This window comes from Pseudomonas koreensis (assembly GCF_036668835.1).
Classification (GTDB): domain Bacteria; phylum Pseudomonadota; class Gammaproteobacteria; order Pseudomonadales; family Pseudomonadaceae; genus Aquipseudomonas; species Aquipseudomonas koreensis_I.
Genome location: NZ_JAZEVW010000009.1, coordinates 211355 through 224926, shown reverse-complemented (window position 1 = coordinate 224926; position 13572 = coordinate 211355). Strand labels below are relative to the sequence as shown.

Below are 13572 nucleotides of genomic sequence, written 5' to 3'. Positions count from 1 at the left end.
TATGAAACTTCAGTGCAAGCCAGTTGATTCTTGTATCAAATTGAGCGCTAGCGTTAAGGGTTAGCTTGCAAGCCGATAGCAATCGCCTTCCAGATACACCATTCCAAGCTCCTCTAGAGCTGCTAGTGCCTCGAGGATAAGCGGAGACGTTTTTTTCGGAGCCGAAAATTGCATGGTAATGGTTTCTGCTGTCATAGCTTCGGTGCTCAATGTGTTGCGTACGGCAGCAATTTGTTCTCGCATACTCTTAGGCCAGGCAGTTTTCTTGGCTTTTGCAGTTGGAGCAGCACTTTCGTCTTCGTCTTCGTCTTCCAGCTCTGCTTCTGCTTGTTCCGGCGTATCTTTACCGGTGGGATGTTGATAGTCCGGTCGCAACCATCGGACCTGGCCACGGGCCTCTTCATCGGCGCGATAGGTGTTGAGTTCTGCCAGGCGTTGCAGCAGTTCCTCCTCCGCCTCGGCCTGAGCTTCAGACTTGTCCGGCAATGGTGCTGTTGCGCCCGGGAGACCGACCAGCTTTTGGGCTAGATCATTCCAGCCGTAGGCGGCGAACACAGCTCGGTCGAGCTTGTCGTGAAGCTCACGCAGCACAGACACCAAGCCCTGGGAATGAATGACTTTGTCCTTGTTATTCAACTCTTCATCGGCGCGTAGTTTCTCTAACACGTTGTACATGCCGGTCATGGTCAACTCGGAACTTGCGGCTTGTTGACGATTGCGGTGAGCGTTCAGTTGCTCGGCCAATTCACGGATAACCGACTGTTGCGCAGGCGTGGCGTCGGGAAATGGGAATGTTTCGAAGCAGCGAGTTTTGTTATAGCGCGGATCATTACCGACACCAAGCCTGCCGCCAGCTGCAAGCGCCCAAGCCACATGCAGGCGACTGGAAAGCACGCCAAGGAAAAACGCATCACTAAAGCCGAATGTCACCAAAGTACTGTCGGGCGCATCCTCTGATGGCGCCCATGCGAAGAACCGGTGCTTTGCTGATTCAATCGTGGCTATGTATCTAGAAAGACCGTAAGTGAACTTGCGAAAAACCGGCCTAGGATGCCCAATCACCCACCAATAACGTTGGAAAATTTTGTTTCTGTTTTGCTCTCGCGCCGGCTTAGCTCGATCTAGCAGGTACTGGTAGGCGCTTGTATAGAGTTCCTGTACATCCTTCAACTCCACCCCAAAGAAATCAATGACATAGAGGCCGCGCCGCTGCCCCGCTAGATCTCGACCACTCAGGTAGGGGCGAATGTATCTCTCAATTCCAGCAACGCTGCCCAACCCTAAGGACTGGGCTGTAGACTCGTTTACCTGAAAGGGCTTGCCAATCGTTTTGAATCCTACAGCGCAAAGTTTTTTGTTTGCCGATAGACCGACCGCCTTTGTCAGATCGACACCGATTTTTAAATCAGCATGCACCTTGCCGCTCACGGCCATTACTCGGTCGACCAAGTCCTCGTCGGACGGCTGCCCCTTGTCGTGCTCTTTGGTTACTAGAAGCATACTGGCGTCGTGGTAACCGGCTTTCGCGGCTGTCATGGCTATTCGGACTGCTGCACCATCGGCGGTATCAACCCAAGGATGATCAGGGATAACGAAAGTAAGAGATAGCGGTGTTTTTTCGTTGTTCAAAAATGGTTCAAGCACGCGCCGATTGTAGGTTTGGCGAATGGAGTTGGAAGTGATGAACCCAAATGCCTTGACCTCGCCAGCAACCACTAAGCTCGCCGCGTGATGCCACCAACGAAGTACGAAGTCGGAGGCTTGCGGCACTTCAGGCCATGCAGCTTGAATGGCATCGACATAACCATCCCCTAAGGCATCGCGCATCACCTTGGCCCCAATGAATGGCGGGTTACCAACAATGTAATCTGCCTGCGGCCACTCGGCCTTACGTGGGGCTAGATAGCGATACTGTTCGGTCTGAGCAGAGTCGTCGGGAATTTCTTCGCCGGTAATATGACTTTTTTTGTAGGTCAGACCATCCCAGCGTGTAACTGGCTTCCCAGCCTCGTCAGTGATTAGCTCAATGGCGTCGTAGTTGATCAGTGCGTCACGGTGTTCAATATTGTGAAAGTCCCGTAATACCGGTTCTGGGGGATTGACCTTGCCATAGGTACGGAAGTGCCATTGAAGGTATCCGATCCATAACACCATTTCGGCGATTTTGGCGGCACGGGGGTTAATCTCAATGCCGATAAATTGGTGGGGGTCTACAGTTAGTCCCTCCAATTCGAAGGAGCCCGATTTCACAATGCTACCAAGCACCTCCAGTACCTCACCCTCTAGTCGCTTCATATGTTCAAGGGTTACATATAGGAAGTTACCGCTACCACAAGCCGGGTCAAGTACGCGAGTCTGGCAGAGTTGGTGGTGGAATTTGCGGATCTCTGCGACCGCTTCTTTGGTTTTCCGCTGTTGTTTGTAGGTCAGGGCTGCGGCTTGGACTTCTGCCCACTCAGCACGCAGTGGCTCGATGATGGTAGGCAGCACTAGGCGCTCAACGTAGGCGCGTGGAGTGTAGTGCGCGCCGAGCTTGTGGCGCTCGCGCGGATTGAGGGCGCGCTCCAGCAGAGTGCCAAAAATTGCGGGCTCAACATAATGCCATTCAGCCTTTGAGGCAGCAGCCAGCAGATGGACTTGTTGAGCGTTAAGCTCAATGACATGAGCATCGGCAAAGAGCCCACCGTTGAAGCGAAGCACCTCGGCATCTAGAGCTGGCGCAAAACCGCCGGTGTTCATGGTTTGCCAGAGGCTACGTAACTGCCGGCAAAACGACTCCGGTTTGGCCTTTAGGTTCTCAAGCAGCTCGGTAAAACATCTTTCCGGTAGCAACCCAACGTCTTCTGAGAACATAGTAAACAGGCAGCGCATCAGGAAGCTGGCGACCTGCTCGGCAGGGTGGCCGCTGTCCTCAAGGGATTTGGCAAGTGTAGCGAGCTGACCTGCTATGTCTCGGGTGATTTTCCCCGCGTAGCGTGTCGGATCAAGCTTCTGTGGTTCAAGCCAGGCTTTTTTCAGAAGCTCTCTAGTTTCAGCATCGCGCAGTTTCTCTAGGGGGATCTTGTGAGTGCGCGGGTCCGGGAAAGCGACGTAATTTCCACCGGATCGGCTGAACTCGGAGTAAAGCGCAAAGGATTTACCGACATCGACAACGATGATAAATGGTGGGCGACCTTCTTCGGGAGGAAGGGAGCGGGCGTAATTCTCAGCCTGCTTTAGGGCTTTAATGATAGATGCGTCCCAACCGTCGCTACCGGTCTGCTTACCGGTGTCTTTGCCTTCTAGAATGAAGCAGCCACGCTTGTAGAGGTCAATCCGGCGATTAGTCTTGCCACCGTCTGCGAACAGCTCGGTCACACTTCGCTCGAAAATGTAGGCGTTGTCACCACGCTCTGCGCGTGCGGGCTCTGGCTGTGGCAGATCTAGTAGAGTGCAAAACTCGGTGAGGAACATCTGAAGGTTGGCAGTTTCATTACCTCCTCGGCTGATACCACCACCCCAACGCTCGATGTAAGCCTCTACCTTTTGTTCGATCACGCTAGCTCTCCCTTACAGCGACAAAAACCGGGAGTCTAATAGATAACGAGAGAGTGATGGCACATTGTTGATTGAGCCGAGAATGATGATCAGAGAACTACAAATATCTAAGTATGGGCTGGGGTATGGGCTGAAAATATTCGGATTATAAAAAGTCTTGTTTTTTAAGGCTTTTTTTTAATTAAAAAGCCGGCTTGTGGCCGGCTTCTCGGGGACTGGCTTGGCTTATTTTTGGTAAGCCGCGCCAGCCTTCAAAACGTACATCCGGATCTGCGTCCGGCTGTGGGACTTGGTCAGACGTTAATCTGCCGTGTCGGGCGTCATCTGAGCCGCGGGAGCGGGTCGATGCGCAAATGTGCGGCGCAGGATACTGAGTTTTGTTTGGGATTCCCAGCCCGAAGTGCGGTTTAGAGCGATTGCCTTCGGACAAATTCTGGATTTGTACCGATTCTCAAGGCCTCATCGCCAGCAGGCTGGCTCCCACAGGGTTCGGTGCAAAAGCCAAAAGCTGCGTCAATTCAGAGAAACGGCACCACCGGCCGGCGCTTGCTCACTGTCGACCACCAGAACACCCAGCCCAATATGTGAATCCTTTGCTCCTCGATCTGTACCGGGCGGAAGACTTCGTCGGGGTATTCGGCGCTGTTGTGGCTGCGCAGGCGCAGGCCGTTGCCGGGCATGCGGTGCAGGTATTTGATGCGCAGCATGCCGTCGTGTTCGATGGCGTAGATTTCGCCGTCGATGACCTGAGTGAGGCTGCGGTCGATGGCGACGATGGAGCCGTCTTCGATGCGGTCGGCCATGCTGTTGCCGATCATGTGGGCGCAGATGGCGTCGGCGGGGCGCACTTCGAGTTGGTCGAGGTGGGTGCGCAGCAGGCGGATGGACAGGTCCGGGTCCTGGATGACGTGGGTTTTGTCGGAGCTGTCGAGCGGCGTTTCCTTGAAGAAGGCCAGTTCGAGGTCGTTGGGGTTGAGGAAGCGATAGCTGCCCTGCGGGTCGTTGGCGTCGAAATGGTCGCCATTGCTCGCCGGTGGGCTGAGGCTCGGGGATTCCTTGGTGCCTTCGCCGGTTTTCAGCCATTCGCTGTTGACGGACAGCAGGCGTGAGACTTCTTCCATGCGATACGCCGGGACGCCCCGGGTGTACCAGTTGTGGACATTTTGGGCTTCCGTGCCCCAGAACTTTGCGAAACCCGTCGTCGAGATGTTCGCAGCTTCCAGGAGTGCCTTGAATCTTGGACCGCTAGTGTTCTTTCTCATAAACACAGAGTCTACGGCCGTGCCAGAGCGGTTTGAATAAACCGCGCGTTCAAAATCGGGCTGTATTTTGCGACGGGATGTAAGCCGTACTTGTGGGAAATTACACGCCTTAAAACTTTTCTGTAGTCCGCTCTAAACAGCTCGTTTAAGAGAGCTTTGGCCGGGCATAAAAAACCCCGGATCAACCGGGGTTTTCTCAAACATCACGCAGCGAGCCGGCGCTTAGCCTTTGTAGGCGGCAACCGACTTGGTGATCGCTTCGCGGGCGGCGTCTGCACCAGCCCAGCCTTCGATCTTGACCCATTTGCCTTTTTCGAGATCTTTGTAGTTCGCAAAGAAGTGCTCGATCTGCTGGATCAGCAGTGGCGGCAGGTCGGTGTATTCCTTCACGTCGACGTACAGCTGCGACAGCTTGTCGTGTGGCACAGCGATGACTTTGGCGTCGCCGCCGCCGTCGTCGGTCATGTTCAGGATGCCGACCGGACGTGCGCGGATCACCGAACCTGGGGCCACCGGGTATGGGGTCACGACCAGCACGTCGAGGGGATCACCGTCGTCAGCCAGGGTGTTCGGGATGTAACCGTAGTTGGCCGGGTAGAACATTGGGGTGGCCATGAAACGGTCAACGAACAGGCAATCGCTGTCTTTGTCGATTTCGTATTTGATCGGCGCGTGGTTGGCCGGGATCTCGATCGCGACGTAGATGTCGTTCGGCAGGTCTTTGCCAGCCGGAATCTTGCTGTAGCTCATTGGGCGTTGCCCCCGTAGTTGACCAAAAACACTTGGCCGGATTGACCAAAAAGTGGCGGCGATTATAGGCATATTCTGCCGTCGACGCCATGGACCGAAAGTCGTGTGCAGCTTACTCTTGCGCCTGATAGACCGGGTCTGAGGCCTGAAGTTGCCGCAACCTGCCCAACGGGTCCTGGCGGTAGAAAAGCTGCAACTGCGCGTACACCTTCGGATAGGCCTCGTGCAGCAGATCAGGGGCGCTGAAAAAGTATTCGCTGGTGACAGCAAAGAACTCCGCCGGGTTTTCCGCAGCGTACGGATCAATGGCGGTTTCGGTGTCGGGATCATGGTCGAGCTTGCGGTTGAGATCGTCGTAGGCCGCCTGCATCACCTCGGCCCAGTCGCTGACGCGCATGTCGGCGTGCAGCGGCGGCAGGCCGTTGGCGTCGCCGTTGAGCATGTCGAGCTTGTGCGCCAGTTCGTGAATGACCAGGTTGTAGCCTTCCCAGCCACCGCTGGCCATGACGCCCGGCCAGGCGAGGATCACCGGCCCCTGTTGCCAGGCTTCGCCGCTGTGCTCGCCGTCCCACTCGTGTTCGATGCCGCTGGCGTCGCGATGGCGTTGTGGGCTGAGGAAGTCGTCGGGGTAAAGGACGATCTCGTGAAAGCCCTGATACCAGTTCAAGTCACCGAGGTTGAGCAGCGGCAACTGCGCCTGGGCGGCAAGCAGCAGGCGTTGTTCCTGATGCAGTTCGACGCCGGGCAGGGCGCTCAAGTGTTTGTCTTCGAGGAACAGCACACAGGCGTCGCGCAGCCACTGGTCTTGCGCGGCGCTGAGGCCATCGAGAAAACTCAGGTGATGGCGCACCCGCTGCCAGACATCGTCGGCAATCGGGTGCCTGGCCAGAATGCGCCGGCGACGCCAGGCGCTCAGCGACCACATCGCTTAGTGCGATTGCGCTTTGGTGCCGCCGAAACGGCTGCGCACCACGCCGATGATCATCGGCACCAGCGACAGCAGAATGATCGCCACCACCAGCAGCGACAGATTCTTCTTGATGAACGGCACGTTGCCGAAGAAGTAGCCAAGTGTGACCAGACCGCCGACCCAAAGAATGGTGCCCAGTACGCTGAACCCGAAAAAACGTGGGTACGGCATGCGCGCGATGCCGGCGACGAACGGGGCAAACGTACGAATGATCGGCAGGAAGCGCGCCATGGTCACGGTCTTGCCGCCGTGCTTGTCGTAGAAATCGTGGGTTTTTTGCAGGTAGTCGCGGCGGAATATTTTCGAGTTGGGGTTGCTGAACAGCTTCTCACCCGCCGTGCGCCCGATCACGTAGTTGGTGCTGTCGCCGAGAATGGCCGCGAGCATTAGCAAACCACCGAGCAATACCGGGTCCATGCCACCGCCCGCAGCGACGGCGCCGGCAATGAACAGCAGCGAGTCACCCGGCAGGAACGGCATCACCACCAGACCGGTTTCGCAGAAGATCACCAGAAACAGGATGGCGTAGATCCATGGCCCATAGTTGTTCACCAGCAAATCGAGGTAGACGTCGAGATGCAGGATAAGGTCGAGCGGGTTGAAATCCATGGGGGCACCTGTGTGGCGGCCCGACTCGGCGGGCCTGTGCGGATGACTTCGTGTAAGCCTACAGCGGGGTGTAGTTTTTCTTACAAGCCGGAAAGCTCGCGATTATACGGTCTGGGGGATGAAAAGCGCGTCGCTTTTGTCGCGAGGAATGTCGGCTGTGATCAATTGTCAGGCAGACCCGACGTGTGGCGAGGGAGCGTGCTCCCTCAGCACCTGGCCGGTGGCGATCAGAGCTCGTCGCTGATCGGCAACACGTAGTTCTTGAACTCGGTGTCTTCCTTGAACCCGATGGATTCGTAGGTTTTCTGCGCCACTTCGTTGTCGGCGCTGGTGGAGACGCGCATGCGCACGGCCTGGGTTTCCTTGGCCATTTTTTTCGCGGTGCGGATCAGGTTGTCCGCCACCAGTTGCCGGCGGGCGTCTTCGGCGACATAGATGTCGTTGAGAATCCACACGCGCTTGAGCGACAGCGAGGAAAAGCTTGGATAGAGCTGACAGAAGCCCATGAGTTTCTTGTCGTCGTCATCGGCCAGGGCCAGGTAGATCACCGATTCCTTGCGGCGCAGGCGCTTTTCGAGAAAGGCGCGGGAGGAATCCGGGTAGGGCAGGGAACCGTAGAACTCGCGATATTTGACGAACAACGGGGTCAGCAAATCCAGATGTTCGAGGGTCGCTTGAATAATCCGCATGATAGGTCTCGTCTTCAAGTGGCTGTCTTCAACTGCTCTGACGGCGATGGGAAACCCTGGCGGCCGTGCTTCGATCCTGCCTGAAACCGGCGCACAAAGGCAATGCGGAAACGGTTCAGGCGGACGGCGGATCAAGCAGGAAATTGCCTTTCATGTTCACACCATCGTCCGACTCCAGCGTCTGCAGTTGGGCTTCGTCTTTCAAGTTGACCCCCGACAGCTGCCGGCGACAGGCTTCGCGCATCAGATAAAGCAGGCGATGCGCCGCCATGCCGTAGCTCAAGCCTTCGAGTCGCACGTTGGAGATGCAATTGCGATAAGCGTCAGTGAGGCCGACCTTCGGCGCGTAGGTGAAATACACGCCGAGGCTGTCCGGCGAACTCAGACCGGGCCGTTCACCGATCAGCATCACCAGCATTTCCGCCCCGAGCAACTGGCCGATTTCATCACCGATGGCGACGCGACCCTGTTCCACCAGCAGCACGGGCGCGACCGACCAGCCATCAGCGCTCATCTGTTCTTCCAGGCGTTTGATAAACGGCAGGGTATGCCGATGCACGGCCAAGGCCGACAAGCCGTCCGCGACGACAATCGCCAGATCGACGCCGCCCGGATGGGCGCTGGCGTAATCACGCAGGGATTGCGCCGACTTGTCGCTGAGTTTGCGGCCCAGGTCCGGGCGTTGCAGGTACGTGTTGCGATCCGGCGCCGCGCTGTGCAGCCGCAGGCTTTCGCGCCCGCCTTCCTGCAACTGTGCACTGAGCCCGGCATGATCGAACGGCAAGTGCACCGCATCGCGCGCCTGCGCATGGGCGAACTGGAAATCCAGCTGAGCGCTGGTCGGCAGGCTGGTGCCGGTGCGGCCCAGAGCAATGCGCGCCGGGGTCAGGCGGCGCAGTTGCAGCCACGGGTTTTGCGGATCTACAGGCGTTTTTTCCATGCCATTCATCCCAATTGCGCCAGCGCCTGGCGGAAGGCCGGCGGCAGATTGTTGCCAAAGCGCACCTTGCCATCGGCTTGCGTGAAGATGCCCATGTGGGCCAGCCACTGCTCGAACTCCGGCGCCGGTTTCAGGCCCAGGGTCTGCCGGGCGTAGAGGGCGTCGTGGAACGAGGTGGTCTGGTAATTGAGCATGATGTCGTCGGAGCCGGGGATGCCCATGATGAAGTTGATTCCGGCCACACCCAGCAGCGTCAGCAGGGTGTCCATGTCGTCCTGGTCGGCTTCGGCGTGGTTGGTGTAGCAGATGTCACAGCCCATCGGCACGCCGAGTAACTTGCCGCAGAAATGGTCTTCGAGGCCGGCGCGGATGATCTGTTTGCCGTTGTAGAGGTATTCCGGGCCGATAAATCCTACAACCGTGTTCACTAGAAACGGCTTGAAATGCCGCGCCACGGCGTAGGCTCGCGTCTCGCAGGTCTGTTGATCGACGCCGTGGTGGGCGTTGGCCGACAGCGCGCTGCCCTGACCGGTTTCGAAATACATCAGGTTCTGCCCGATGGTGCCGCGCTTGAGGCTCAACCCGGCGTCGTAGCCTTCCTGCAAAACATTCAGATTGATACCGAAACTGGCGTTGGCCGCTTCGGTGCCGGCGATCGACTGGAACACCAGATCCAGCGGCACGCCACGGTTGATCGCCTCGATCGAGGTGGTGACGTGGGTGAGTACGCAGGCCTGGGTCGGAATGTCGTAGCGCTGGATGATCGCGTCGAGCATTTCCAGCATTGCGCAGATTGAGGCGATGCTGTCGGTGGCCGGGTTGACCCCGATCATCGCATCGCCGTTGCCGTAGAGCAGGCCGTCGAGAATGCTCGCGGCAATGCCGGACGGCTCGTCGGTCGGGTGGTTGGGTTGCAGGCGGGTCGACAGGCGCCCGCGTAAACCGAGGGTGCCGCGAAATTGGGTGACCACGCGGATTTTCTGCGCGACCAGCACCAGATCCTGCACGCGCATGATCTTCGACACGGCGGCGACCATTTCCGGGGTCAAACCGGGGGCGAGGGCGCGCAGGCTGGTTTCGTCCGCCGCATCACTTAGCAGCCAGTCGCGAAAGCCGCCAACGGTGAGGTGGCTGACCACGGCGAAGGCTTGCTTGTCGTGGGTGTCGATGATCAGCCGGGTGACTTCATCGGCTTCGTAGGGAATCAGCGCTTCTTGCAGGAAGTGGGTGAGCGGGATGTCCGCCAGGGCCATTTGCGCGGCCACCCGTTCGCCGTCGTTGAGCGCGGCGATCTCGGCGAGAAAATCCCCCGAGCGGGCGGGGCTGGCCTTGGCCATGACGTCTTTGAGGCTGTCGAAGCGGTAAGTCTGCGCGCCGACCGTGTGAGCAAAACTGGCCATTCAGCGTTCTCCGTGACGGCGCAGAATGCGTCTGCGCCGTGGTTTTCGACAATCAGTGCAAGGCTTGTTCAGCTTTTTGAATCGCCGCGAATTCTTCTTCCGGCGTGCCCGCTACCAAGTGATGCCGACTGTAGAAAGCAAAGTAAGCAATTAACACTCCATAGATGATCGCGGCGCCGATCACCACCCGTGGATCGACGAGGAAGCCCGCCACCACGGCGATGCACGCCAATACCAGCCCCACACCCGAGGTGAAAATGCCACCCGGCGTGCGGTACGGCCGGTCCATTTTGGGGCGCCGGATGCGCAGGGTGATGTGCGCGGCCATCATCAGCACGTAGGAAATGGTAGCGCCGAACACCGCGACGAGAATCAGCAGGTCGCCCTGACCGGTCAGCGACAGACCAAAGCCGATGATGCCGGGAATCACCAGGGCCAGCACCGGCGCCTTGCTCTTGTTGGTCTGCGACAGTTTGCGCGGCAGGTAACCGGCCCGCGACAGCGCGAAGATCTGCCGCGAGTAGGCGTAGATGATCGAGAAGAAACTGGCGATCAGCCCGGCAAGACCGACCAGATTGACGAAGCTGCCCATCCACGTCGAGCCACCGTAGGCCTTGCTCAGTGCTTCGACCAGCGGATTACCCGACGTCAGCAGCGAATTTGCACCGGCGCCGCCAGGGCCGACGATCAGAATCAGCAGGGCGAACATCAGCAGCACCAGCATCGCCCCGATCAGACCGCGCGGCAGGTCGCGCTTGGGGTTTTTGGTTTCTTCGGCGGCCAATGGCACGCCTTCAACGGCAAGGAAAAACCAGATCGCATAGGGAATCGCCGCCCATACGCCGACATAGCCGAACGGCAGAAACGCACTGGCGCCGACCGCAGTGGTCACCGGGATGTCGAGCAGGTTGGCGACGTCGAAGTGCGGCACCATCGCCACCAGAAACACCCCCAGCGCCAAGGCGGCGACTGCGGTAATGATGAACATCAGCTTGAGCGCTTCGCCGACCCCGAAAATGTGGATGGCGATGAAGATGATGTAGAACGCCAGGTAGATCATCCAGCCGCCAATACCGAACAGCGACTCGCAGTAGGCGCCGATGAACACCGCGATGGCAGAGGGGGCGATGGCGTATTCGATGAGGATCGCGGTGCCGGTGAGAAAACCGCCCCACGGTCCGAAAGCACTGCGGGCGAAACCGTAGCCGCCGCCAGCGGTGGGAATCATCGAGGACAATTCGGCCAGGGAAAAGCACATGCACAGGTACATGGTCGCCATCAGCAGCGTGGCGAGAAACATGCCGCCCCAGCCACCCTGGGCGAGGCCGAAATTCCAGCCGGCGTAGTCGCCGGAAATCACATAAGCGACGCCGAGGCCGACCAGCAGGACCCAGCCGGCGGCGCCTTTTTTCAGTTCGCGTTGTTGGAAATAATCGGTGCCGACTTTTTCGAAGTCGACGGAGGAGCCGGTCGCCGGAGCGCCGGCCGGGGATTCGCTTGGCATAGGGTTCACCATTTTTATTGTTTTATTGGCCCGGCTACAGCCAGGAACTTGATCGTTCCCACGCTCTGCGTGGGAATGCAGCCCGGGACGCTCCGCGTCCCTTCGAAACCGAACGCGGAGCGTCCGTTGAGGCATTCCCACGCGGAGCGTGGGAACGATCAGCATTGCAGGATCAGAAGAATCCCAACGGATTGATGTCGTAGCTCACCAGCAGGTTCTTGGTCTGCTGATAATGGTCGAGCATCATTTTGTGTGTCTCACGGCCGACACCGGACTTCTTGTAGCCACCGAACGCGGCGTGCGCCGGGTACAGGTGGTAGCAGTTGGTCCACACGCGACCGGCCTTGATCGCCCGGCCCATGCGATAGGCGCGGTTTATGTCGCGGGTCCACAGGCCGGCACCGAGGCCGAACTCGGTGTCGTTGGCAATCGCCAGGGCTTCGGCTTCGTCCTTGAAAGTGGTGATGCTCACCACCGGGCCGAAGATTTCTTCCTGGAACACGCGCATCTTGTTGGTGCCCTTGAGCAGGGTCGGCTGGATGTAATAACCGGTGGCCAGGCTGCCTTCGAGTTTTTCCACCTTGCCGCCCGTCAGCAGCTCGGCGCCTTCGCCCTTGGCGATTTCCAGGTACGAGAGGATCTTGTCGAATTGCTGTTCCGACGCCTGGGCGCCGACCATGGTGTCGGTGTCGAGCGGGTCGCCGCGTTTGATCTGGCTGACTTTCTTCATCACGGCCTGCATGAATTCGTCGTAGATCGATTCCTGTACCAGCGCGCGGGACGGGCAGGTGCACACTTCGCCCTGGTTGAAGAACGCCAGCACCAGACCTTCAGCAGCTTTTTCGATAAAGCTCGGTTCGGCCTGCATGATGTCTTCGAAGAAGATGTTCGGCGACTTGCCGCCCAGTTCCACGGTGGACGGAATGATGTTTTCCGCCGCGCATTTCATGATGTGCGAACCGACCGGGGTCGAGCCGGTGAAGGCGATCTTGGCGATGCGCTTGCTGGTCGCCAGCGCTTCGCCGGCCTCTTTGCCGAAGCCTTGCACGACATTGAGCACGCCCGGTGGCAGCAGGTCGCCGATCAGCTCCATCAGCACGCAGATGCCCAGCGGGGTTTGCTCGGCAGGCTTGAGCACCACGCAGTTACCGGCGGCCAGCGCAGGCGCGAGTTTCCACGCGGCCATCAGCAGCGGGAAGTTCCACGGGATGATCTGGCCTACTACGCCCAGCGGTTCATGAATGTGATAGGCCACGGTGTTGCCGTCGATTTCCGCAGCGCTGCCTTCCTGCGCGCGCAGGCAACCGGCGAAGTAACGGAAGTGGTCGGCGGCCAGCGGAATGTCGGCGTTGAGGGTTTCGCGGATGGCTTTGCCGTTGTCCCAGGTTTCGGTGATCGCCAGCAGTTCGAGGTTGGCTTCGATGCGGTCGGCGATTTTCAGCAGGATCAGCGAGCGCGCCTGCACCGAAGTCGCGCCCCAGGCGTCGGCGGCTGCGTGGGCGGCGTCCAGCGCCTTGTCGATGTCTTCGGCGGTGGAGCGAGGGAATTCGGCAATCGGCTGGCCGTTCACTGGCGAGGTGTTGGTGAAGTACTGACCTTTGACCGGCGCGACGAACTCGCCGCCGATGTAGTTACCGTACTTGCTCTTGAACGAGACTTTGGCGCCGTCAGTACCGGGGTGAGCGTAACGCATGATGATGTTCTCCTTGGCTTTGTACTTATTAGAGAAACGCGCAAGTGCGCTTGCTATAAGCGTAGAGCAAAGGCCGGGCCACTGCCGTGCAGGTCAGGCAAATCAAGGCCTTGCACGGTTTGTCTCGGACGAGCGGGGCGCTGCTGTGAGGGTTTCGGTACAGCTGTGGTGACGATTTGTACCGTTTCTGGCACAGCCCGTGACCGGGCGGTCTTGCC

Annotated in this window: 10 protein-coding genes; all 10 read right to left on the bottom strand. The window is 58.6% G+C overall.

Annotated elements, in window-relative coordinates; translation table 11 throughout:
* Window positions 1–60: 60 nt before the first annotated feature.
* Complete coding sequence (locus V6F91_RS23045; RefSeq protein ID WP_332768467.1) at window positions 61–3537, bottom strand: class I SAM-dependent DNA methyltransferase; 3477 nt, start codon at window positions 3535–3537, stop codon at window positions 61–63.
* Window positions 3538–4055: 518 nt separating this feature from the next.
* Window positions 4056–4799, bottom strand: a complete 744-nt coding sequence (locus V6F91_RS23040; protein ID WP_332768465.1) for a helix-turn-helix transcriptional regulator — start codon at window positions 4797–4799, stop codon at window positions 4056–4058.
* Between the two features lie 222 nt (window positions 4800–5021).
* Window positions 5022–5549, bottom strand: coding sequence for an inorganic diphosphatase (gene ppa / locus V6F91_RS23035; RefSeq protein ID WP_003205933.1), 528 nt, complete (start codon window positions 5547–5549; stop codon window positions 5022–5024).
* A gap of 112 nt (window positions 5550–5661) precedes the next feature.
* Window positions 5662–6474 carry a M90 family metallopeptidase gene (locus V6F91_RS23030; protein ID WP_332768463.1) on the bottom strand — a complete coding sequence of 271 codons (813 nt, stop codon included), beginning with the start codon at window positions 6472–6474 and terminating at the stop codon, window positions 5662–5664.
* 3 nt (window positions 6475–6477) lie between these two features.
* The gene (locus V6F91_RS23025) at window positions 6478–7128 is read right to left on the bottom strand and encodes a DedA family protein (RefSeq protein ID WP_093097959.1); all 651 of its coding nucleotides are present in this window, start codon (window positions 7126–7128) and stop codon (window positions 6478–6480) included.
* A 227-nt stretch (window positions 7129–7355) separates the two neighbouring features.
* The gene (locus V6F91_RS23020) at window positions 7356–7817 is read right to left on the bottom strand and encodes a GNAT family N-acetyltransferase (protein ID WP_007958617.1); all 462 of its coding nucleotides are present in this window, start codon (window positions 7815–7817) and stop codon (window positions 7356–7358) included.
* A 115-nt stretch (window positions 7818–7932) separates the two neighbouring features.
* A complete protein-coding gene (gene eutC, locus V6F91_RS23015) occupies window positions 7933–8757 on the bottom strand; it encodes an ethanolamine ammonia-lyase subunit EutC (RefSeq protein WP_332768460.1) in 825 nt (274 codons plus the stop codon).
* A 5-nt stretch (window positions 8758–8762) separates the two neighbouring features.
* The gene (locus V6F91_RS23010; protein WP_332768458.1) at window positions 8763–10157 is read right to left on the bottom strand and encodes an ethanolamine ammonia-lyase subunit EutB; all 1395 of its coding nucleotides are present in this window, start codon (window positions 10155–10157) and stop codon (window positions 8763–8765) included.
* 52 nt (window positions 10158–10209) lie between these two features.
* Window positions 10210–11661 (bottom strand): ethanolamine permease, encoded by a 1452-nt coding sequence (gene eat, locus V6F91_RS23005; RefSeq protein WP_332768456.1) that lies wholly within the window; start codon window positions 11659–11661, stop codon window positions 10210–10212.
* A gap of 172 nt (window positions 11662–11833) precedes the next feature.
* Entirely contained in the window at window positions 11834–13354 is a 1521-nt protein-coding gene (gene exaC / locus V6F91_RS23000) for an acetaldehyde dehydrogenase ExaC (RefSeq protein WP_090286659.1), read from the bottom strand.
* Between the last annotated feature and the right edge of the window lie 218 nt (window positions 13355–13572).

Bases quoted from the DNA above. Each gene is read 5' to 3' on its own strand.
- ppa (WP_003205933.1), bottom strand. From the start codon at position 5,549: ATGAGCTACAGCAAGATTCCGGCTGGCAAAGACCTGCCGAACGACATC.
- exaC (WP_090286659.1), bottom strand. From the start codon at position 13,354: ATGCGTTACGCTCACCCCGGTACTGACGGCGCCAAAGTCTCGTTCAAG.
- V6F91_RS23020 (WP_007958617.1), bottom strand. From the start codon at position 7,817: ATGCGGATTATTCAAGCGACCCTCGAACATCTGGATTTGCTGACCCCG.
- eutC (WP_332768460.1), bottom strand. From the start codon at position 8,757: ATGGAAAAAACGCCTGTAGATCCGCAAAACCCGTGGCTGCAACTGCGC.
- V6F91_RS23030 (WP_332768463.1), bottom strand. From the start codon at position 6,474: ATGTGGTCGCTGAGCGCCTGGCGTCGCCGGCGCATTCTGGCCAGGCAC.
- V6F91_RS23010 (WP_332768458.1), bottom strand. From the start codon at position 10,157: ATGGCCAGTTTTGCTCACACGGTCGGCGCGCAGACTTACCGCTTCGAC.
- V6F91_RS23040 (WP_332768465.1), bottom strand. From the start codon at position 4,799: ATGAGAAAGAACACTAGCGGTCCAAGATTCAAGGCACTCCTGGAAGCT.
- eat (WP_332768456.1), bottom strand. From the start codon at position 11,661: ATGCCAAGCGAATCCCCGGCCGGCGCTCCGGCGACCGGCTCCTCCGTC.
- V6F91_RS23025 (WP_093097959.1), bottom strand. From the start codon at position 7,128: ATGGATTTCAACCCGCTCGACCTTATCCTGCATCTCGACGTCTACCTC.